We start from the raw sequence: 18,842 nt of genomic DNA, 5'->3' as shown, positions 1-18,842 counted from the left end.
GTGTTAATTTACCGCGGCGAGAATGATCATGGAATTTCGCCGAAATGAATGTCTGGAGGCGGCTGTGCGCAACTCATTAAAATTGTCTGCAATTACGGTTTCGCTCTTAACGCTCGCCTGCGGCGGCGATGGCGACAATAATACGCCGCCGCCCATGCCCGGCGGGGGCGGCGGCGGAACAGCGAACGCGGCGCCAAGTTTTACGTCCCCCGCATCGGCGAATGTTCAGGAAAATACGATTGGCGTTTTCTACACCGCAACCGCAAGTGATGCGGACGGCGATACGTTGACTTATTCAATCGGCGGCGGCGCAGACGCCGCTCTGTTTTCACTTTCGTCAACCGGCGATTTGTCGTTCATATCCCCTGCGGATTTTGAGATACCGGCAGACGCAAACACAGATAACGTTTATGAAATTTCCATTGAGGTCAGCGATGGATCCGCAGCGGCGGATCTCGGCCTCAATGTGACTGTTACTGATGTTGCAGAAAACTTCGCGGTACGCCGGGTCACCGCCGCCGCCTCCGCGCCGCTTTCTCTTGTCGGCCGGACTGGCGGCGACGTGCTTGTCGGCGAACGCAATGGCGTCATTCGCATCCTTGATCCTGCAACCGGCGTGTTCAATACAACAGCGTTTCTCGATATTTCAGCCAGCGTCGGCGCCGCGGGCGAAGGCGGATTGTTAGGCCTTGCGCTCGCGCCTGATTATGACGCTAGCGGTATTTTTTATGTGCATTTCACCAACGCTGTCGGCGATACGGAAATCCGCCGGTATACCCGTTCGGCGGGCGATCCCGACAGGGCTGACGCCGCGAGCGGGGATGTGATCCTCACCGTCGCGCAACCAGACACAAATCATAATGGCGGCTGGATTGATTTTGGCCAGGACGGTTTATTGTACATTTCACTGGGCGACGGCGGCGGCGCTGGCGACCCGTTCGGCAACGGACAAGATCAAAACACGTTGCTCGGGACAATTTTACGGATTGATCCTGCGTCAGATGATTTTCCCGGCGATGCCGAACGCGACTATTCAATCCCGGCGGACAACCCTTTCGCCGGCGGGGGCGGCGCGCCGGAAATATGGGCGTATGGATTGCGAAATCCCTTTCGCGCCAGTTTTGATCGCGATACCGGCGATCTCTATATCGGCGATGTCGGTCAGAACGCGCGTGAAGAAATAGACCGGATTGAGGCGGGCGATGGCGGGCTTAATTTCGGCTGGCCTGTAAGAGAAGGCACGCAAAATTACACCGGACCCGATGATCCGGCATTTACGCCCCCGATAGCGGAGTACAGCCATGGTTCAGGCGAGCGGGAGGGCGGTTCCATAACGGGTGGGTTTGTCTATCGCGGGCCCGCTACCGCATTGCAGGGCCACTATATTTTCGCTGACTTTATATCCGACAACATTTGGTCTTTTCCTCTCGATGCGGTGATGCAGGATGCAACGCTCTCATCGGAGTCATTTCTGATACAAAATAGCGCTTTCGCGCCAGACGCCGGTTCATTGTCCGATATCGTCGGATTTGGAGAAGATACTGCCGGAAATCTCTATATTTTGACCATCACAGGATCGATCTTTGTCATTGAGCCTACATCGCCCTAGAAGCGAAGCGCCTTTTCAAGCAGCTCTTCCGTAACCGGATAGCCCATATCAGCCGGAATCGTTAAATAGTCGATCCCGTCCCTGCGCATGCGCGCAGGCGTTACCGGCCGGATATCGCGCTCTTTTGCGAAACTGAGTACGTCCTCCGCCGAATGGCTGACATTCAGAAGTTCTACATTACGGACTGTTGGAAAAATCATTTTCCGCCGCCCCGCTTCACGGTCTGCAAGCAGCTTAGCCGGCGGGCTCCAGATCAGTTTCACTGCCTCGCCGCCGTCAGCCGTCGCATGTTGACGCTCCGGGGCTTTTGCAACAAAAAACCAGGTGTCAAAACGCTTATGCTTGGCTTCTACCGGCGGGCGCCACCTTGCAAAAAGATGCAGACCGTCAAGTTCCAGTTTCAGGTTATTGTCACCGATCAATTTCAAAAACTGTGCATCATCATTTTCAATCGTCAAGCGCTGCTCATTGTATTGTTCAGCCTCGGCGCCAATTGGCTCTCCATTTCGCGTGGCAAGTAACAGACCCGTTTCTTCGTATGCTTCACGGATGGCCGCAATGCGCGGTCCAAACTGCTCTTCGGGGCAATCATCTGCGCCATTGCATAGCGCACGCCATTCCTGTGCGCTGTCAGACTCTTCAATCCTTCCACCGGGAAACACCATCGCGCCGCCGGCGAATGCGATCTCTGCATGGCGCTCTACCATCAGCACTTCAAATTCCGGCTTGTCCCGCAAAAAGATGATTGTAGCCGCTGGTATATATGTCCTGTTCATTCGAACAATCCGGTTTTCGCAGGCTTATCAGGAAAAGAAAATCTGGCGTGCGTAATTAATATTGAAATATACGATCCCGCAAACGTCACAGCAACAGCGCCGCACCACACTAACCAGTTCATTGGCGATGCAAGCATGGCTGCAACCGCCGATATAAAAATGGATGCTGACGCGATTATACCCACAGGCGCCCATCGCCGGGCGATGATCAGGGCCACGCACCCTGCGATAAAGGCGCCGGCAAACCAGCTTATCAATAGAATGATTTGATATGCGCCCGATGGAGGAGCCGAATTCAATAATCCAGCGCCCGCGCCTTCGGCGAATTTCGCCGTTGTCAGCCCTGCAACGACCGCGACGATCACCGCAATAAACGATCTCAACATCCAAATCCCTCTACACAGTTTATGGCGGTTATTGCAGAAATGGAAAACTTCTGAAAACCCGGCTAATAGATTTTTATGCGTCCTGAAATTCTGAATTCAATGTTCGCCGACATTACCACGCTCAACGGCGTTGGCCCAAAGATAGCTGCGCTAATCTCCAGGGCGGCGGGGCCGCGCATCGTCGATCTTGTACTGACGCCTCCCGCCGGACTGATAGACCGCTCTTTCAGGCCTGCGATCGCAGAAGCGCCAAGCGGCCGCATTGTCACTTTAAAGGTTCAGATCGACAAGCACGACCCTGCGCCGAAGGGGCGCCGACTTCCCTATAAGATAATTTGCTCCGACGAAACCGGGTTTGTCACGCTCGTGTTTTTTCACGCTCGCGCTGATTACCTGAAAAAGCAGGCGCCGGAAGGATCGCAAAGGCTAGTCTCCGGCAAGATCGAGGATTTCAACGGGCAAAGACAAATGGCGCACCCGGATTATATAGCTGATCCGGAAAACCCGGGCGATATGCCTGTTTTTGAGCCTGTTTACCCGCTAACGGCCGGATTGTCTTCCAACGTGTTACGAAAAGCCGTTGCACAGTCCTTAGACCGTGCGCCGGTGCTCGCGGAGTGGCAGGATGAAAGTTGGCTAAGTGCGCGTAAGTGGCGCGGCTGGAAGACATCCGTCGAACTCTTGCACGCGCCGGGACAACAGGAAGACTTATCCCCTTTGGCGCCGGCGCGTCAGCGACTGGCGTATGATGAGTTGCTCGCCAATCAATTGGCCCTGTTGCTGATCCGCAAGGCGAGAAAAAAGTCCCGGGGGCGCGCCATAAAGGGCGACGGAGAGTTGCTGGCGCGCATGAAAAAGGCCCTGCCATTCGCCCTGACGCATGCGCAAAAACAGGCGTTAAATGATATTTTTGCCGATCTGCGCTCCAATGAACGCATGGTCCGCCTGCTGCAAGGCGACGTTGGTTCCGGCAAAACCATCGTTGCTTTCTTCGCCATGCTGAGCGCAGTACAGAGCGGCGCACAAGCGGCGCTCATGGCGCCCACGGAAATTTTGGCGCGCCAGCACATGGAAACACTGGGACCGTTTGCACAAGCGCTTGGCGTGCAACTGGAGATTCTAACGGGCCGGGATAAATCAGGCGTGCGCGCAAAAAAACTGGAACAGCTTCGTTCAGGGCAAATAAAAATTCTGATCGGCACCCATGCGTTGTTCCAGGACGATGTCCTGTTTCAGGATCTGGCGCTGGTTGTCATTGATGAGCAACATCGGTTTGGCGTCCGCCAACGCATCGCCCTCACGCAGAAAGGCCCGAAGCCCGACCTTCTCGTAATGACCGCGACGCCAATCCCCCGGACCCTCTCCCTCACAGCCTACGGGGATATGGATCACAGCCGGATCATGGAGAAACCTCCCGGACGCAAACCGGTGGATACGCGCACTTTGCCCATAACCCGTTTGAACGACGTTATCGAGGGTTTGCGCCGTGCAGCTGACAAGGGAGAGCAAGCTTATTGGGTGTGTCCGCTCGTTGAAGAATCCTCGCTGCTGGACCTGACGGCCGCGGAGGAACGTTTTGAAACCCTTAAAACCGCGATAGGCGCTGAAAAGGTGGGACTTGTACATGGGCGCATGTCCGGTCCTGAAAAAGACAGCGTCATGGAACGGTTTTACCGCGGGGATCTGGCTGTATTGATCGCAACGACGGTTATTGAAGTCGGCGTAAACGCCCCGAATGCAACCATTATGATTATCGAACACGCCGAAAGATTTGGCCTTGCGCAACTACATCAGTTGCGCGGCCGCGTTGGCAGGGGCGACAAGTCATCGAGTTGTATTCTTTTATACAAGCCCCCGCTTGGTGAAACCGCGAAAGCGCGACTGAAAGTCCTGCGCGATACAGAAGACGGCTTTGTCATCGCAGAAGAAGATTTGCGCCTGCGCGGCGCAGGCGATGTCTTGGGCGCCGCCCAATCCGGTTTTCCGCAATTCCGCCTGGCTGATATCAGCGTGCACGCAGAATTACTTGCTACAGCGCGCGATGACGCCAAACTGATACTGGAGCGCGATGCAGGACTTGAAACCGAACGCGGCGCAGCGCTGCGTTGTCTGCTTTACCTGTTCAGCCGTGACGACGCCGTGAAGCTTTTAAGCGCCGGCTAATTTTTCCAGGATTTGAATATGCGTTCTTTCAAGGGCGGACGTTTTGACGCCGCCTCATCGGCTAAGGATTCGAGCTTTCTGACTGCTTCCGCCCCGTCGGCGTGTTCGGGAACAACCAGTCCCAGCGAAAATACGACTTTCGCTGCTTCCTCTACGCTCATTTTCAGAACTCGCAGATCGCTGCGCGGTACGAAAAGCAGAAAACCGGAAGTCGGGTTTGGCACCGTTGGAATAAAAATAGACGTCAACTCATCGCCCATATCATCCAGTCTCGATAAGACTTCACCTTTAGTGTATCCGACCACAAACGCCATGACCCAGGCGTCTTTACGCGGATACTCTACGAGTGCGACCTCCTTGAATGACCGGTCGGACTGCTGCAGCGCTGTTTCAAAAACATTTTTAAAAAAGCCGAATACGTTGCGAATAATCGGAATAGACTCAAAAAGCCGTTCGCCGACGCGAATAAAGGACCGGCCCACAATGTTTTTCGCCAGCGCGCCGAGCAACACGAGAATAATAATCGCGACCAGCACCCCGACTCCCGGCAGAACCTGCAAGACTTGCTCGCGCATACTCTCGCTGACAGGCAATGTTCGCTTTACAAACGAGTCCAGCCGCGCCATGGGGCCCGTTATCAGCAGATAAAATAGCCAGATCGTGATGCCGATCGGCGCGACAACCACCACGCCGGCAAGAAAATTTGACCACAGGCCGGAAAAAACGCCCTGCTTTTTAGGTTGAATCAACGGGCCGTCGCCGCCAAGGCCGGAACGACGTTCGCCGGAATCTTGATCTTTGTTTTCGCCGTTTTTGCTCATCGATAGCTCATAAACATTTTTTCCGGGCGATTGTTGCCGCCGGCAGCAGATTTTATGTACGACCTCCGCCTACAAGCGCAAGTTATATCACAGTTACGGCCCTCGCGCGGCGCGGGTCCGGTTAATTTATGGCGGCGCCGCCGGGAAAATGAAGGCAGACCTTGCAACCGGTTGATCTTGCCTGCCAGACTAAGGATAAGGGGCCAAACGTATCCAAATCGTTTCCGCTCGCGCCAATTCGTAAACACTCATTCATCTACAGCAGAAATTAAACGGACGCCCCATGAAATCAGTACGCAAAGTCGTTATTCCTGTCGCCGGCCACGGCACCCGCGTATTACCGGCAACAAAATCAATTCCGAAGGAGCTTCTTCCGCTCGTCGATCGTCCCCTGATCGATTACGTCGTGAATGAGGCTTTTGACGCCGGTATCGATCATGCCGTGCTGGTAACAGGCCGCAACAAGGGGGCGATTGAAGACTATTTTGACCACGCTTTTGAACTGGAAGCCGGTCTGGAGGGAAAAAAGAAAACCGACATCCTTAATGATGTGAGAAACACTATACCGAAAGCCGGCGCACTCTCCTATACGCGCCAGCAGGCGCCGCTGGGGCTTGGCCATGCGATCTGGTGCGCACGCCAGATTGTCGGCGCGGAACCATTTGCAGTGTCGCTCCCGGATGTTGTCATGGACGGAAACACTGGCTGCCTGGCGCAGATGGTCGAGCATTATAAAAAAACGGGCGGCAACATTATCGCCGTTGAAAGAGTTGCGCCTGAAGAGACAAATAAATACGGCATCGTCGCGCCGAAGGGCGAAGCTGTCGGCGCATTGTTTGAGATGTCCGGTATGATCGAAAAACCGGCGCCGGGACAGGCGCCGTCAAACCTGGCGATCACAGGGCGCTATATACTGCAGCCCGAAATTTTTGATTTGCTTGAAAAAACACCCCGCGGCGCGGGCGGCGAAATTCAATTGACCGACGCCATGGACGCGCTGATGAAAGAACAGTCATTTTATGCGTTTATATATGAAGGCGTCAGCCATGATTGCGGAGACAAACTTGGATGGCTCAAAGCGAATATCGCACTGGGTCTGAAAAGGCCCGAGTTCGCTTCAAAATTGAAAGATTTTCTGGACGACATAAGCTGAATGCAGCTTATGCAATGCGAGTCTTCAGCGTACGCGAAGGCTCAAATCAGTTCAACGTCGGTTACGCCTTCAAGGCTTTTCAAAGCGCCGCGCATCGCCGGCGTGCACGCGGCTTCTTCCGGCAGGGCAATATCCACTTCACGACCCGTATCCGGCAGACGCATGACAACGACGACAGAACCGGTTTCCCGGGAGGTGGCGGGTTTTACAGAAGCTAGACGCCGTTTCAGACCTGCGAGCGCAGAAGACGACGAAACCGAAACGCGCAACTGAGAAACCGACGCGGCGGCGGCGGCGTCCAGACTGCGCATGGATTCGCAGGTAAAGCGTGCATCGCCGTCCCTGTGCTCAACTGTAACGACTGCAAGCACAGTAGCGCCTGCCTCGAGCAACTCACGTGACGCGTTCAAGCTTTCTGAGAACATTGTCACTTCATACTCGCCGCTTGGATCGGAGAGTTCCACCCAGGCGAACGGCTTGCCCGTTTTCGAACGGCGCATGCGCACCGTGCGGATAACGCCAGCCATCTGCATGGCGGATCTGCCTGATTTCGCGCGCTGCACCGCCTCCGTATACGCAACGACATTTAACCGTTTCAATTCTGTTTCGTAATCGTCAAGGGGATGGCCGCTGAAGTAAAAGCCGACCGCCGCACGTTCTTCATCGAGTTGCACTTGCGGCGTCCATGGTTCAACAATTGGCAGCTTCGGTTTGGCGAGGGCTGGCGCAGTATCGAGCGCAAAAAGACCCGCCTGGTCGCTGTTACGTTCTTCAGCCATGGCGGCGGAGGTGCGGATCAACAAATCCGCGGCGGCGAAGCTTTGGGCGCGCGAGGCGCAAAGCCCGTCAAAGGCGCCCGCGCGCGCGAGATTTTCCAGCGATCTCTTGCCGACCTGTTTTAAGTCAAGGCGCTCGGCGAAATCCATTAAATCGCGATAGGGCCCGTTTGTTTCACGCTCCTGCGCGATGAGCGCCATAGCGCCTTCCCCGACATTTTTCACCGCGGAAAGCGCATAAACAATAGCGCCGTCCTTTACCGAGAAGTCAGGTTGCGAATGGTTAATATGCGGCGGCAACACTGCAACTTCTGTTCGGCGCGCCTCTTTCAAAAAGATCGCAAGCTTGTCAGTATTGGCCCGGTCAAGCGACATCGAAGCGGCGAGAAACTCCGCCGGATAATTGGCTTTCAGCCAGGCGGTCTGATACGCGATGTAGGCGTAAGCCGCAGCGTGTGACTTGTTAAACCCGTAACCGGCGAATTTCTGAACAAGATCAAAAATTGAAGACGCTTTTGCTGCATTTACGCCTTTTTCCTTGGCGCCGTCGACAAACCGGATACGCTGCCGGTCCATCTCCTCTTTCTTTTTCTTGCCCATGGCGCGGCGCAACAAATCCGCTTCGCCAAGAGAATAACCAGACAGGATCTGCGCGATCTGCATCACCTGCTCCTGATAAATGATTACCCCGTAGGTTTCTTTCAAAACCTCTTCCAGCATGGGGTGGAGATAATCAGGCTCCTGTTTGCCCTGTTTACGCTCGATATAGGTTGGAATATTTTCCATGGGACCGGGACGATAAAGCGAGACCAGCGCGATGATGTCCTCGAGCGTATCCGGCTTCATGGAGCGCAAAGTCGAACGCATGCCCGTGCTTTCAAGCTGAAACACGCCTGTAGCTGCGCCCTCGCCCAGCATTTTAAATGTTGCTTCGTCGTCAAACGGAATTTTGCTTATGTCGAGCGTTACGCCTCGCTGCGCAGCGAGGGAAACTGCGCGATCAATCACGGTAAGGGTTTTCAAACCCAGAAAATCGAACTTTACGAGACCCGCGGGTTCAACCCATTTCATGTTGAATTGCGTCGCGGGCATGTCCGAACGGGGATCGCGATAGAGCGGCACCAACTCATCGAGCGGACGGTCACCGATCACCACGCCGGCGGCATGGGTAGAGGCATGACGATAAAGACCTTCAAGCTTCAGCGCTTTCTCAATGAGAGCCGCTACTGATTCGTCATCATCTCTTTGTTCTTTAAGACGCGGCTCTGTCTCAAGCGCTTCGGCGAGCGTGACGGGATTAGCCGGATTATTCGGAACCAGTTTGCATATCCGGTCCACCTGCCCGAACGGCATGTTTAAAACGCGTCCTACATCTCGCAGGACTGCGCGCGCCTGCAGTTTTCCGAAGGTGATAATTTGCGCCACGCGGTCGCGGCCGTATTTCTCCTGCACATAACGGATAACTTCATCCCGCCGGTACTGACAAAAGTCGACGTCAAAGTCCGGCATGGAGATCCGTTCCGGATTCAAGAAACGCTCAAACAGGAGGCCAAAACGCAAGGGATCCAGATCGGTGATCGTCAATGACCAGGCGACCAGCGAGCCGGCGCCCGATCCACGGCCCGGCCCGACAGGTACGCCGTTCTTCTTCGCCCATTTGATAAAATCGGCGACAATGAGAAAGTAGCCCGGGAATCCCATCCGGTTGATAATCTCAAGCTCTGTTTTCAACCGGTCCCAATATGCGTCTTCAGGTTCTGCAAGTTCGACAGAGCGCAAACGCTGTTTCAACCCTTCGCGAACCTGACGCTCGAGCTCCATTGCCTCAGCCTCGAGATCATCGCTCGATTGCGCGGCGAAACGCGGCAGGATGGGATCGTGAAAGCGCGGCCGGTACGCACATCGTTGTGCAATTTCGATTGTATTTTCGATTGCCTCGGGAAGATCTGCAAACAACGCCGTCATTTCATCGGCCGTTTTAAAGTAATGGTCAGGCGTCACCTTTCGCCGGTCATCCTGATGCACATAGGCGCCCTGCGCGATACAAAGCAGGGCGTCGTGCGCTTCATAGTCATCCGGACGCGGAAAAAACGGCTCGTTTGCGGCGACAAGCGGCAGGTCCAAATCATACGCCAGATCTAGAAGTCCCGCCTCTATGTTTTCTTCCTCCCGCTTGTCGTGACGCTGAATTTCCACATAAAGCCGATCCGGAAAAATCGCCTTCAATCGTTCCAGCGCCGCGCGGGCCTCAGCCTCACGGTTCTCGCGCAGCAGCCGGTCAACCGGGCCGTCGAAACCGCCGGTCAGACAGATCACGCCGTCGCCAGCCCCCTCCAGCCAACCCAGCGACGCACACGCACCGTCATCCGATTGGGAATCCAGAAAAGCGCGGCTCGAAATCTTCAACAGGTTTCGATAGCCCAGTTCTGATTGCGCCAGCAGCACAAGTGACGGTTGGCGGCCGCCCCGCGACAAGGGAAGACTAAAATCCGCCGCGTTAAAGGCTTGCTGCAATCCTGTAATCGGCTGAATACCGGCTCCGGCCAGTACCGTAGACGCCTCAAGCGCGCCGAAAAAATTATTCGTGTCCGTAACGGCGACGGCCGGCATTCCGTCGCTCAGACAAAGGTCCTTGAGCCGCGTGATCGGGATAGCGCCTTCCGCCAGGGAATAGGCTGAGTGAAGATGAAGATGTACAAACTGCGCCGTCACAACCAGCTACAAGACCTCCCGGAAATATGGTTTTCAACAGGCGGTCAAGCGCCCAGTAGCACGCCCCAGAACTGCGCCGCGCCGATGACGGTGATGAGTACGCCGAGTCCGACGATGTCACGCAAGCTTTCGTTTTCCATAGGTCGTGCTCCTTATTGTGTTCCCTTTATGTTCCTTATTCTCCTTTTGTTCTTTTGTCGAGTAAATTCGAGATTATCCCCTTGAAACAAGTAGCCGGGATACCTACATAAAGGGCATCGGAGAGAGACGATCCCATGCCCAAGCAAAAACTGCCTACTTTCAAAGACTTCCTCGATGAGTTCCCGGACGATGACGCCTGCCTAGAGCATTTGATGCGCACCCGGTACGGCGAGCGCCATGACTGCCAAGGGTGCGGCAAGCTGGCGCACTACTACCGGATCAAAAAGCGCCAGCAGTACGCCTGTGAGCATTGCGGCTTTCAGGTTGCGCCCAAGGCCGGGACGCCTTTCGAGAAGTCCCGCACGTCTCTCCACTCTTGGTTCTTCGCGATGTTCCTGTTCTGCGCCAGCCGCAACGGCGTCGCTGCGAAGGAATTGGAACGCCAGCTAGGCGTAACGTACAAAACGGCGTGGCGCATGGCGCGGCTTATCCGCGAATATATGGGCGAGATTGACGGCTCCGATCCCCTTGGCGGCAAAGGCGGTCCGATTGTCGAGGCCGATAAGGCTTTCATTGGCGGCGTCGATAAGGGAGCAAAAGACCCGGTTGGCGACAAGTCTATCGTTCTCGGCATGGCGGAGCGCGGCGGCAACGTCATGACGTGGATCATTCCTCATCGGGGACGCAAGGCCATTCGCCCGGTCATCAAGCATTTCGTTAAGCCGGGAACGCACATCAACACTGACGAAGCAAAAGCATTCTACAATCTTGATGATTTTGGTTTCCGTCACTCAACAATTAATCACGCGAAAAAAGAATACGCGCGCGGCGATACGCACACGAACACCATCGAAGGCTTCTGGAACCTGTTTAAGGGCGCTTATCGCGGGACTTACGTTCATATGTCACCGAAGTACCTGCCGGTTTATCTCGGTGAGTTTGAGTATCGCTGGAATCTTCGGAAGCAGCCGCACTTGATGTTGCCGATCCTTTTGCAAGCGTTTTCGAGGCCGGTTCGCCGTGCGCCATCTTCTTTAAAAGCCGGTCAAAGCGTTGCTTGATGGTGTTAGTCATTACGATAACGCAAAAGGTTCTACTTGGCTTCCATTCACGGGAACAACTGGCGAGCCGTCGATGCGGAAACCCACCTGACTCCAAACAATGCGCGGATACCGCTCTTTATCCTTTTTTCCATACTTAATATCCAAGTGAATTTTCCCTTTATAGGGCTTTTTTCTTTCTTCGAGTTCATACTCACTCATCCAGAGAACAGAGGTTTGTCTGGGTGCAATTTCAGCGCCGTCATTTAGGCGCTTACCGGGATTGCCGGTCGATTTGCCTAATTGCGCATATGTTCGATCAACCTTTGTTGATACTGGGAAATTGCCAGCATTATAAAGCTCAATACCTAGTTGATATGTGTTAGGTTTGTGCTCAACGGCGACCAAAACGGCCCGACCAATTTGCAGCTTGTGCTCCGGAGAGTACAAAATTTGTCGCTGCACCGCTTGGTTTCGCCAAATGGCGACCAAGGTTCCGCCCCCAAGGAACGCCATGAACATCCAAAAAAGAGTAGCGCCGTCTATCATTGAAGATAGACCAAACGCCGCGAATGCCCCGGCCAAGGATTGCCAGTTTGTGACGCCGAAATTGACAAGGCGCGAAACGGCTTCGCCAATAGCGATGTCCACAAACCATCGCCAAGCCGCCCGCCATTTAACCTCGGCCATACCTGAACCTTTATTTGCGCGGTTGCAGACGGTACTCGACCGCGCGCGATTCGGGAAACGTCACTTTTCCTGGATAGTGCCATTACTCACCTACTTGTCGTAAGGGGATATAGGGGAGTAAATTTTTTCAACCGACGTCGAAGCCAACAATTCGGATCTTTAATTAGTCTTTGATTTCAAGGCTATAAAGCGCCTGAAGATTGCCGCCGCGGATGGTGGACAGATTGGAGGTGATCGTTTCGGGCGGCCAATCCCACCATTTCAACTCCAGCAGCTTGCGAATAGTCTTGTCATCAAACCGTTTTTTTCTGGTCCGCGCCGGATGCCCAACAGCTATCCCATATGCCGGCACATCCGCAGCGACCACCGCCCTTGCGCCAACAACAGCACCGTCGCCAATGCGAACGCCCGGCATTATCAGCGCGTCAGTTCCGATCCAGACATCGTTGCCGATGTTGGTGTCGCCGCGCGAACCTTTGGCCCAATCGGCGGTTTCGTCTTCCCAACCGCTGCCGAAGATTGCGAATGGGTAGGTTGAAAAACCCTCCAGCGCATGATTGGCGCCATTCATGATGAATTGCACACCGGACGCGATCGCGCAGAAACGGCCTATTCTTAAACGGTCGCCCATATGTTCAAAGTGATAGCGAACGCAGCGCTCAACAAAATGCGCCGGCCCCGCCGGGTCGTCATAATAGGTGTATTCACCTATTTCGATCATTGGATGATCGACCAGCGGCTTTAAAAATCCGACCTGCTTGACGCCGGGCATGGGATAGGCAGCGGAAGGGTCCGGTCCTTTGTTTTGAACAGACATTCATTTCTCCGGAAACATTTAATGGATTTAGCGAAACCGGCTGAAATCAATAGCGCCATCCTTATCGATTGTCGCGGGCGCCGCTGTCATCGGATATTTCAACCCGGTCGCGCAATTAAACAGGACGACCTTGTCCCCAGGCGATATCCATTGCTTTGCGAGCGCCTGCTTGAATGCGGCATAGGTTGCTGCGCCTTCAGGGCACAAGAGCAAGCCTTCAGACTGTGAAACTTCCGTACGCGCAGCGAATATGTCATCTTCTTCAACGGCGATGGCAAATCCATTGCTGTCGCGGACAGCGCGCAAAATCAGGAAATCGCCAATTGCGGCGGGAACGCGTATACCGGCCGCCGCCGTGTGTGCGTTTTCCCAAGGCTCGGCATGTTCCGCGCCGGTTTGCCAGGCTTTCACGATAGGCGCGCACCCCGCAGCCTGAACAACGATGAGCTTCGGCCGTTTTGAGCCGATCCAGCCCATAGCCTCCAGTTCGTCAAACGCTTTCGCCATACCAATAAGACCTGTGCCGCCGCCGGTCGGATAAAAAATTGCATCGGGGAGTTCCCAGCCAAATTGTTCTGCGAGTTCAAGCCCCATGGTTTTTTTGCCTTCAACCCGGTAGGGCTCCTTCAAAGTTGAAACATCGAACCAACCGGCATCGCGTTGTCCCTCCCCGACAATTTTGCCGCAATCTCCGATAAGCCCGTTTACGCAGTAAACATCTGCTCCCTGAAAAGCGATTTCATCAATATTCACGCGCGGCGTATCATCCGGACAGAAAACCGTAGCGCGCATGCCAGCGGCCTTTGCGTAAGCGGCAAGCGCAGACCCGGCGTTGCCGTTAGTCGGCATGGCGAGATGCTCAAGACCAAATTCTTTCGCCATTGAAACGGCAAGCCCCAGGCCGCGGGCCTTGAACGAGCCCGTTGGCAAACGCCCCTCATCCTTGACGGTTAAATCGCCTGAGAAATTCAAACGTTGCGCCAGGCGCGGCAATTTCACAAGCGGCGTAACGATTTCTCCAAGAGAAATCCGGTTCTCCGCTTTGGAGACCGGCAGTAACTCGCGGTATCGCCAGAAACCCTCGCTTCTCCCACCCAGCATTTCCTTGGTTAAAGCCGACGAAACCGCGTCAAGGTCGTACCGCGCCAAAAGCGGCTTTCCCGCTTCTGAAAGGTTATGAGGAATATCTGCAGTATACTTCTTTCCGGTATAGGAGCATTCAAGATGCGATATGAAAGTCAACGGGGCCTCATATAATCATGCTACGGTATAATTTATTTGAAACGGCTAAAATCAACGGGCTGATGACGATCTATATTTTTCACAGCACTTGTCGATGGATATTTAAGACCTGACGCACAGCTGAATAACACGACGCGTTCGGTTTTATCTATTCGTCCTTCTTGCAGCGCCTGACGGTAAGCTGCGAAAGTTGCCGCGCCTTCAGGGCAGAGCATATACCCTTCCTCGCGGCCAATGTCGCGCCAGACGTCAAAAATGACGTCCTCGTCTACAGCAGCGGCGAAACCGTTCGACTTGCGAACGGCGTTGAGGATCAAGAAATCACCGACGGCGGCAGGCACGCGAATGCCGGCGGCCGCTGTATGCGCCTCTTCCCAGACGCGCGCGTGCGCTTCATTTCTTTCCCAGGCTTCAACGATCGGCGCACAACCTGCAGCCTGCACAACAATCATTTTTGGCCGTTCGGGACCGATCCAGCCGATCTTTTCCAGTTCGTCAAACGCCTTCCATACCCCAATCGGCATGGTCCCTCCGCCAGTGGGAAAAAATATGGCGTCAGGCATTTCCCAGCCGAGCTGTTCAAGCACTTCGATGCCGAGTGTTTTTTTACCCTCGACGCGATATGGCTCTTTCATCGTAGAGACGTCGAACCATCCGGTTTTTTCTCTTCCTTCGGCGACAATCCTGCCGCAATGGTTTATATACCCATTGACAAGATAAACGTCAGCACCCTGATATATCGTTTCATTGATGTGGCATTCCGGCGTGTCGTCAGGACACAACACGGTAGAGCAAATGCCCGCGCGCGTTGCATACGCCGCCAGCGCCGAACCCGCGTTTCCATTCGTTGGCATCGCCAGATGGGTCAAGCCAAATTCTTTGGCCATGGAAACCGCCATGCCGAGACCGCGCGCCTTGAACGAACCTGAAGGCTGGCGGCTTTCATCCTTGATCAAGACCTCGCCTGTTACACCGAGCTTTTTTTCACTCTTGCGCAGCCGGAAAAGCGGTGAGATCACCTCACCCAGAGAAACCTCATTTTCCGGATTGGTCACAGGTAAGAACTCACGATAACGCCACAAACCGTTTGTGCGCGCGGCCAATTCATCCTTACTCAGTGCGTTTTTGACGCCTTCCAGATCATAACGCACAAATAGCGGCTTGCCCGCTTCCGAAAGGTTATGCGGACGGCCGGCTTTATAATGCTTACCTGTTCCAGTGCATTCCAGATGAGTTACAAAAGTCAAGAAAGGCTCTCTAGCTTTTGTTCAGCGAGCGTAAAATCTGGATTCTCCTCAAGCGCCTTTTCGTATGCGCCGCGCGCTTTATCGGTATTCTTTTGTGAATCGTACACAAGTCCAATATTGTACCACGCCACCCAAGGCTTTGATACGCCCGCGCTAAGGGCGCGTTCATAATCAGCAAGCGCCTCAAAATAGCGCGCCGCCAGAAAATAACTGTTCCCGCGGTTAAGGTACGCCTCCGGCAACATATCATCGATAGCCAGCGCCTCATCAAAATCATTCCGTGCGGCCATCAGGTCGCCATTGCGATTGTGTATGACACCGCGATTGACGAACGTTTTTTTCCGATCCAGCCGTGTGATAGACTGGTCGTTTAACGCACGGTCGCATGGCGCTGTATCGTTTGAAGCTTCTGTCGCCGCGTTTTGATAGCACGCCCCGGCGTCAGTCGCCCCGATAGTCGTTACGGACATTTGCGCCGCCGCCGGAAACGCCGCCGCGCCGAACATAAAAATCATCAACATCATGCGCATGGTTGGCCTCTCCTTCGCAAACCACGGCCTAGCCATGCGCTTGCACTATTTGCAACGCCAATCGCAGCTTTATATTGCGCTCTTTTGTGCGTCGCAACAAGTGTGCTACGCGTATCATTCTACAAAAAAGGAACGGACCCCATGAGCAAACCTCTGAATGCTGTTGTGACCGGCTCCACCTCCGGCATCGGACTTGGCATTGCGACGGCTTTCGCCGCCGAAGGCTGGAATGTGATGCTGAACGGTTTCGGCGACGAGAACGAAATTGAAAGCGAACGCTCCCGGCTGGCGGAGAAATACGACGTCAACGTGAAATACAATAACGCTGATATGACAAAGCCTGACGAAATCCAGACTCTGATCAATGACGCGCAGGAGGCGTTTGGTCAGGTCGATGTTCTTGTCAACAACGCGGGCATTCAACATGTCTCGCCGATTGAGGATTTTCCAGCCGGAAAATGGGACGCCATTATCGCTATCAATTTATCTTCCGCCTTTCATACAACGAAAGCGGTTTTCGCGCAGATGAAAGAGCGAGGCTTTGGAAGAATTATCAATGTTGCCTCAGCACATGGCCTCGTCGCGTCTCCGTTTAAATCCGCCTATGTAGCCGCCAAACACGGTATTGTCGGATTTACCAAAACGATTGCTTTGGAAGGTGCGGAATTTGGCGTCACATGCAATGCAATCTGTCCAGGGTATGTAAAAACGCCGCTTGTGGAAGCGCAAATACCCGATACAGCCAACGCTCGAGGCATGAGCGAAGAAGAAGTGGTGCAAAAGGTTATTCTTGAAGCGCAGCCGACCAAACAGTTTGTCACTGTAGAACAAGTCGGCGCGCTCGCTGTCTTTCTGTGTTCCTCATCCGCATCGCAAATCACCGGCGCGGCCCATCAGATCGATGGCGGCTGGGTCGCCAAATAATGGCCGGCGCAGCAGTTACGAAGCATATTAACCTTGCACTACAGGGGGGCGGCTCTCACGGCGCCGTCACCTGGGGCGTCGCAGACCGTTTTTTGGAAGATCCCAGGATAGAAATAGACGCCATTTCCGGCTCAAGCGCAGGCGCTGTAAATGCCGTGGCGGTCGCATACGGACTGCACAAGAACGGGTGTGAGGGCGCACGCGAAACGCTGGATAACCTTTGGCGCGAGGTGAGCAACGCAGGTGAGTACTATAGTCCCGTGCGCGCAAATCCTTTTCCACTGAACTTTGGCGCCAATGATCTGGTGAATGCATTTTCCTATCAGATGTTTGAAACAGTTACGCGCGCCCTCTCTCCCTACCAATTCAATCCATTCGATATAAACCCTCTACGCGAAATTCTGGCGGCGTGCATTGATTTCGACAGTCTCAAGGATTGCAAACACACAAAACTTTTTATTGCCGCAACGAATGTGCGCACGGGAAAGGTAAAAGTGTTTGACACAGATGAAGTGACCTCAGACGTGATTTGCGCCTCCGCCTGCCTGCCGTTTCTTTTCAAGGCCGTAGAGATAGACGGTGATTATTTCTGGGACGGCGGATATATGGGTAATCCAGTTCTGTATCCGTTTTTTTATGAAGCGGAAGCGTCAGATATTGTGATTGTTCATGTGAACCCGATAGAGCGTGACGACGTACCCAAAACATCCGCCGAAATCATGAATCGCGTCAATGAAATCAGCTTCAATTCCTCTCTGCTGAGAGAAATGCGCGCCATCAACTTCGTTCATAAATTATTGGATGACGGATGGATTAAGGATGAATACCGAGACAGGCTGCGCAACATACGGATTCACTCCGTACGTTCAGATAAAGCGCTTGCTGATTTTGATGTAGCAAGCAAATACAGAACAGACTGGACGTTTTTAACAGAACTGAAGGAACAGGGCCGAAATATCGCCGACGCCTGGCTGCATGAGAATTTTGACAAACTGGGAGAGTGTTCGTCGGTCGATTTGCGTGAAATGTTCGCTGACAATGAAAAAGTCGATTCGCCGGTTTAAGCGCCAGATCGTAAGCGCTAACCGTATTGTCATTAAGCGTACGTCATGACGCAGACTTAACTAACAACCATTACAAATGCTCTTACCTTTTGTTGCGAGGCGCACAGCGCCAATAGAGAGCAACAAAATCAGGAGTAAGCCATGTTACGCAAAACTATTTTGAGCGCTTCAACGATTGCGCTGATGACGACTGCCGCATGTGCACAGGAAAATGCACAACAAGCGGAATCACAATCCGCACCCGCTGAGACAGTAACGCAAAATGCTGAAACTTCACAGCCAATGGACGATGCGGCGCATACCACCGCGTCAACAAACATCAAAATTTTGGACGCCTCACAGGTAAACACCAAAAACGAGGCGAAATTATATGCTGAATCGGAATTCAGGCAGGCTGATATCAATCAGGATGGATCGATTGATCGTAACGAGTTTCTGGCTTACGCGGTCATTCGTGCGCCGCTGGAAGATCCTAAACTCAAGGGTACCGATCAACCGGTAACAGCGCCTGAAGAACCTGTTGTGGAAGAGAATGACGTTGCTGCGGCTGACGAGCCGGCCAATGCAGAAGAGCAGTTCGCCCAAATCAGCAATGGCGATGACACTATTTCAGAAGCCGAAATGATTGATAGCCGCGTTGCGCAATTCGATGCAGCCGACGCAGACGATGATGAGCAATTGAATACCGACGAGCGCAAAAAGTTTATGAAGCTTGCAGAATTGAAGCCTTCATCGAGCACATCGTTATAAA

General features: G+C 53.8%; 16 protein-coding genes. 7 read left to right on the top strand and 9 right to left on the bottom strand.

The genetic code is table 11. The features are described 5' to 3' along the window. The first annotated feature begins 28 nt into the window (after positions 1–28). The gene (locus ACQK2Q_RS05085) at positions 29–1,609 is read left to right on the top strand and encodes a PQQ-dependent sugar dehydrogenase (protein WP_425408663.1); all 1,581 of its coding nucleotides are present in this window, start codon (positions 29–31) and stop codon (positions 1,607–1,609) included. Here ACQK2Q_RS05085 and ACQK2Q_RS05080 read toward each other — a convergent pair. Both ACQK2Q_RS05080 and ACQK2Q_RS05075 read right to left on the bottom strand, forming a co-directional pair. After that, the gene (locus tag ACQK2Q_RS05080; protein WP_425408662.1) at positions 1,606–2,385 is read right to left on the bottom strand and encodes an NUDIX hydrolase; all 780 of its coding nucleotides are present in this window, start codon (positions 2,383–2,385) and stop codon (positions 1,606–1,608) included. The two genes, ACQK2Q_RS05085 and ACQK2Q_RS05080, sit on opposite strands and share 4 nt — an antisense overlap. Beyond that, complete coding sequence (locus ACQK2Q_RS05075) at positions 2,382–2,771, bottom strand: hypothetical protein (RefSeq protein WP_425408661.1); 390 nt, start codon at positions 2,769–2,771, stop codon at positions 2,382–2,384. The genes ACQK2Q_RS05080 and ACQK2Q_RS05075 overlap by 4 nt, the downstream gene beginning before the upstream one ends. A 75-nt stretch (positions 2,772–2,846) precedes the next feature. Between ACQK2Q_RS05075 and recG the strand changes: the two genes are divergently transcribed. Continuing rightward, positions 2,847–4,934: an ATP-dependent DNA helicase RecG gene (gene recG, locus ACQK2Q_RS05070; RefSeq protein WP_425408660.1), complete on the top strand. Its 2,088-nt coding sequence runs from the start codon at positions 2,847–2,849 to the stop codon at positions 4,932–4,934. Here the strand turns inward: recG and ACQK2Q_RS05065 are convergent. Continuing rightward, on the bottom strand, positions 4,931–5,755 hold the full coding sequence (locus ACQK2Q_RS05065; RefSeq protein ID WP_425408659.1) for a DUF502 domain-containing protein: 825 nt from the start codon (positions 5,753–5,755) through the stop codon (positions 4,931–4,933). The genes recG and ACQK2Q_RS05065 overlap by 4 nt on opposite strands. A 283-nt stretch (positions 5,756–6,038) precedes the next feature. Between ACQK2Q_RS05065 and galU the strand changes: the two genes are divergently transcribed. Next, the gene (gene galU, locus ACQK2Q_RS05060) at positions 6,039–6,908 is read left to right on the top strand and encodes a UTP--glucose-1-phosphate uridylyltransferase GalU (protein ID WP_425408658.1); all 870 of its coding nucleotides are present in this window, start codon (positions 6,039–6,041) and stop codon (positions 6,906–6,908) included. Between the two features lie 41 nt (positions 6,909–6,949). Here the strand turns inward: galU and dnaE are convergent, their stop codons facing one another. Then, a complete protein-coding gene (gene dnaE / locus ACQK2Q_RS05055) occupies positions 6,950–10,396 on the bottom strand; it encodes a DNA polymerase III subunit alpha (RefSeq protein ID WP_425408657.1) in 3,447 nt (1,148 codons plus the stop codon). 275 nt (positions 10,397–10,671) lie between these two features. Between dnaE and ACQK2Q_RS05050 the strand changes: the two genes are divergently transcribed. Next, on the top strand, positions 10,672–11,598 hold the full coding sequence (locus ACQK2Q_RS05050; RefSeq protein ID WP_425408656.1) for an IS1595 family transposase: 927 nt from the start codon (positions 10,672–10,674) through the stop codon (positions 11,596–11,598). Positions 11,599–11,610: 12 nt separating this feature from the next. On the opposite strand, the gene ACQK2Q_RS05045 is transcribed toward ACQK2Q_RS05050, so the two are convergent. The 5 genes from ACQK2Q_RS05045 to ACQK2Q_RS05025 form a co-directional block, all read right to left on the bottom strand. After that, on the bottom strand, positions 11,611–12,267 hold the full coding sequence (locus tag ACQK2Q_RS05045; RefSeq protein WP_425408655.1) for a hypothetical protein: 657 nt from the start codon (positions 12,265–12,267) through the stop codon (positions 11,611–11,613). A 163-nt stretch (positions 12,268–12,430) separates the two neighbouring features. Beyond that, positions 12,431–13,084, bottom strand: coding sequence for a CatB-related O-acetyltransferase (locus tag ACQK2Q_RS05040; RefSeq protein ID WP_425408654.1), 654 nt, complete (start codon positions 13,082–13,084; stop codon positions 12,431–12,433). 27 nt (positions 13,085–13,111) lie between these two features. Then, positions 13,112–14,326, bottom strand: coding sequence for a threonine synthase (locus ACQK2Q_RS05035; protein ID WP_425408653.1), 1,215 nt, complete (start codon positions 14,324–14,326; stop codon positions 13,112–13,114). A gap of 32 nt (positions 14,327–14,358) precedes the next feature. Beyond that, positions 14,359–15,573 carry a threonine synthase gene (locus ACQK2Q_RS05030; RefSeq protein ID WP_425408652.1) on the bottom strand — a complete coding sequence of 405 codons (1,215 nt, stop codon included), beginning with the start codon at positions 15,571–15,573 and terminating at the stop codon, positions 14,359–14,361. Next, entirely contained in the window at positions 15,570–16,103 is a 534-nt protein-coding gene (locus ACQK2Q_RS05025) for a tetratricopeptide repeat protein (RefSeq protein WP_425408651.1), read from the bottom strand. Before ACQK2Q_RS05025 ends, ACQK2Q_RS05030 begins: the two co-directional genes overlap by 4 nt. Before the next feature lie 141 nt (positions 16,104–16,244). On the opposite strand from ACQK2Q_RS05025, the gene ACQK2Q_RS05020 reads away from it, so the two are divergent. From ACQK2Q_RS05020 to ACQK2Q_RS05010, 3 genes are all read left to right on the top strand, one after another. Beyond that, positions 16,245–17,027 (top strand): 3-hydroxybutyrate dehydrogenase, encoded by a 783-nt coding sequence (locus tag ACQK2Q_RS05020; protein WP_425408650.1) that lies wholly within the window; start codon positions 16,245–16,247, stop codon positions 17,025–17,027. Next, on the top strand, positions 17,027–18,091 hold the full coding sequence (locus tag ACQK2Q_RS05015; protein WP_425408649.1) for a patatin-like phospholipase family protein: 1,065 nt from the start codon (positions 17,027–17,029) through the stop codon (positions 18,089–18,091). Before ACQK2Q_RS05020 ends, ACQK2Q_RS05015 begins: the two co-directional genes overlap by 1 nt. Positions 18,092–18,232: 141 nt before the next feature. Continuing rightward, a complete protein-coding gene (locus ACQK2Q_RS05010) occupies positions 18,233–18,841 on the top strand; it encodes a hypothetical protein (protein ID WP_425408648.1) in 609 nt (202 codons plus the stop codon). Position 18,842: the final 1 nt, after the last annotated feature.

The sequence above is a fragment of the Hyphococcus sp. genome (assembly GCF_965228385.1).
GTDB lineage: Bacteria > Pseudomonadota > Alphaproteobacteria > Caulobacterales > Parvularculaceae > Hyphococcus.
The sequence above is the reverse complement of the archived record's forward strand: the minus strand, read 5'-3'. Positions and strand labels throughout refer to the sequence as shown.

Coding starts and splice junctions, on each gene's coding strand:
- ACQK2Q_RS05085 (WP_425408663.1), top strand. CDS start 29: ATGGAATTTCGCCGAAATGAATGTCTGGAGGCGGCTGTGCGCAACTCA.
- ACQK2Q_RS05080 (WP_425408662.1), bottom strand. CDS start 2,385: ATGAACAGGACATATATACCAGCGGCTACAATCATCTTTTTGCGGGAC.
- ACQK2Q_RS05010 (WP_425408648.1), top strand. CDS start 18,233: ATGTTACGCAAAACTATTTTGAGCGCTTCAACGATTGCGCTGATGACG.
- ACQK2Q_RS05020 (WP_425408650.1), top strand. CDS start 16,245: ATGAGCAAACCTCTGAATGCTGTTGTGACCGGCTCCACCTCCGGCATC.
- ACQK2Q_RS05065 (WP_425408659.1), bottom strand. CDS start 5,755: ATGAGCAAAAACGGCGAAAACAAAGATCAAGATTCCGGCGAACGTCGT.
- ACQK2Q_RS05015 (WP_425408649.1), top strand. CDS start 17,027: ATGGCCGGCGCAGCAGTTACGAAGCATATTAACCTTGCACTACAGGGG.
- recG (WP_425408660.1), top strand. CDS start 2,847: ATGCGTCCTGAAATTCTGAATTCAATGTTCGCCGACATTACCACGCTC.
- ACQK2Q_RS05045 (WP_425408655.1), bottom strand. CDS start 12,267: ATGGCCGAGGTTAAATGGCGGGCGGCTTGGCGATGGTTTGTGGACATC.
- ACQK2Q_RS05025 (WP_425408651.1), bottom strand. CDS start 16,103: ATGCGCATGATGTTGATGATTTTTATGTTCGGCGCGGCGGCGTTTCCG.
- galU (WP_425408658.1), top strand. CDS start 6,039: ATGAAATCAGTACGCAAAGTCGTTATTCCTGTCGCCGGCCACGGCACC.
- ACQK2Q_RS05040 (WP_425408654.1), bottom strand. CDS start 13,084: ATGTCTGTTCAAAACAAAGGACCGGACCCTTCCGCTGCCTATCCCATG.
- ACQK2Q_RS05050 (WP_425408656.1), top strand. CDS start 10,672: ATGCCCAAGCAAAAACTGCCTACTTTCAAAGACTTCCTCGATGAGTTC.
- ACQK2Q_RS05075 (WP_425408661.1), bottom strand. CDS start 2,771: ATGTTGAGATCGTTTATTGCGGTGATCGTCGCGGTCGTTGCAGGGCTG.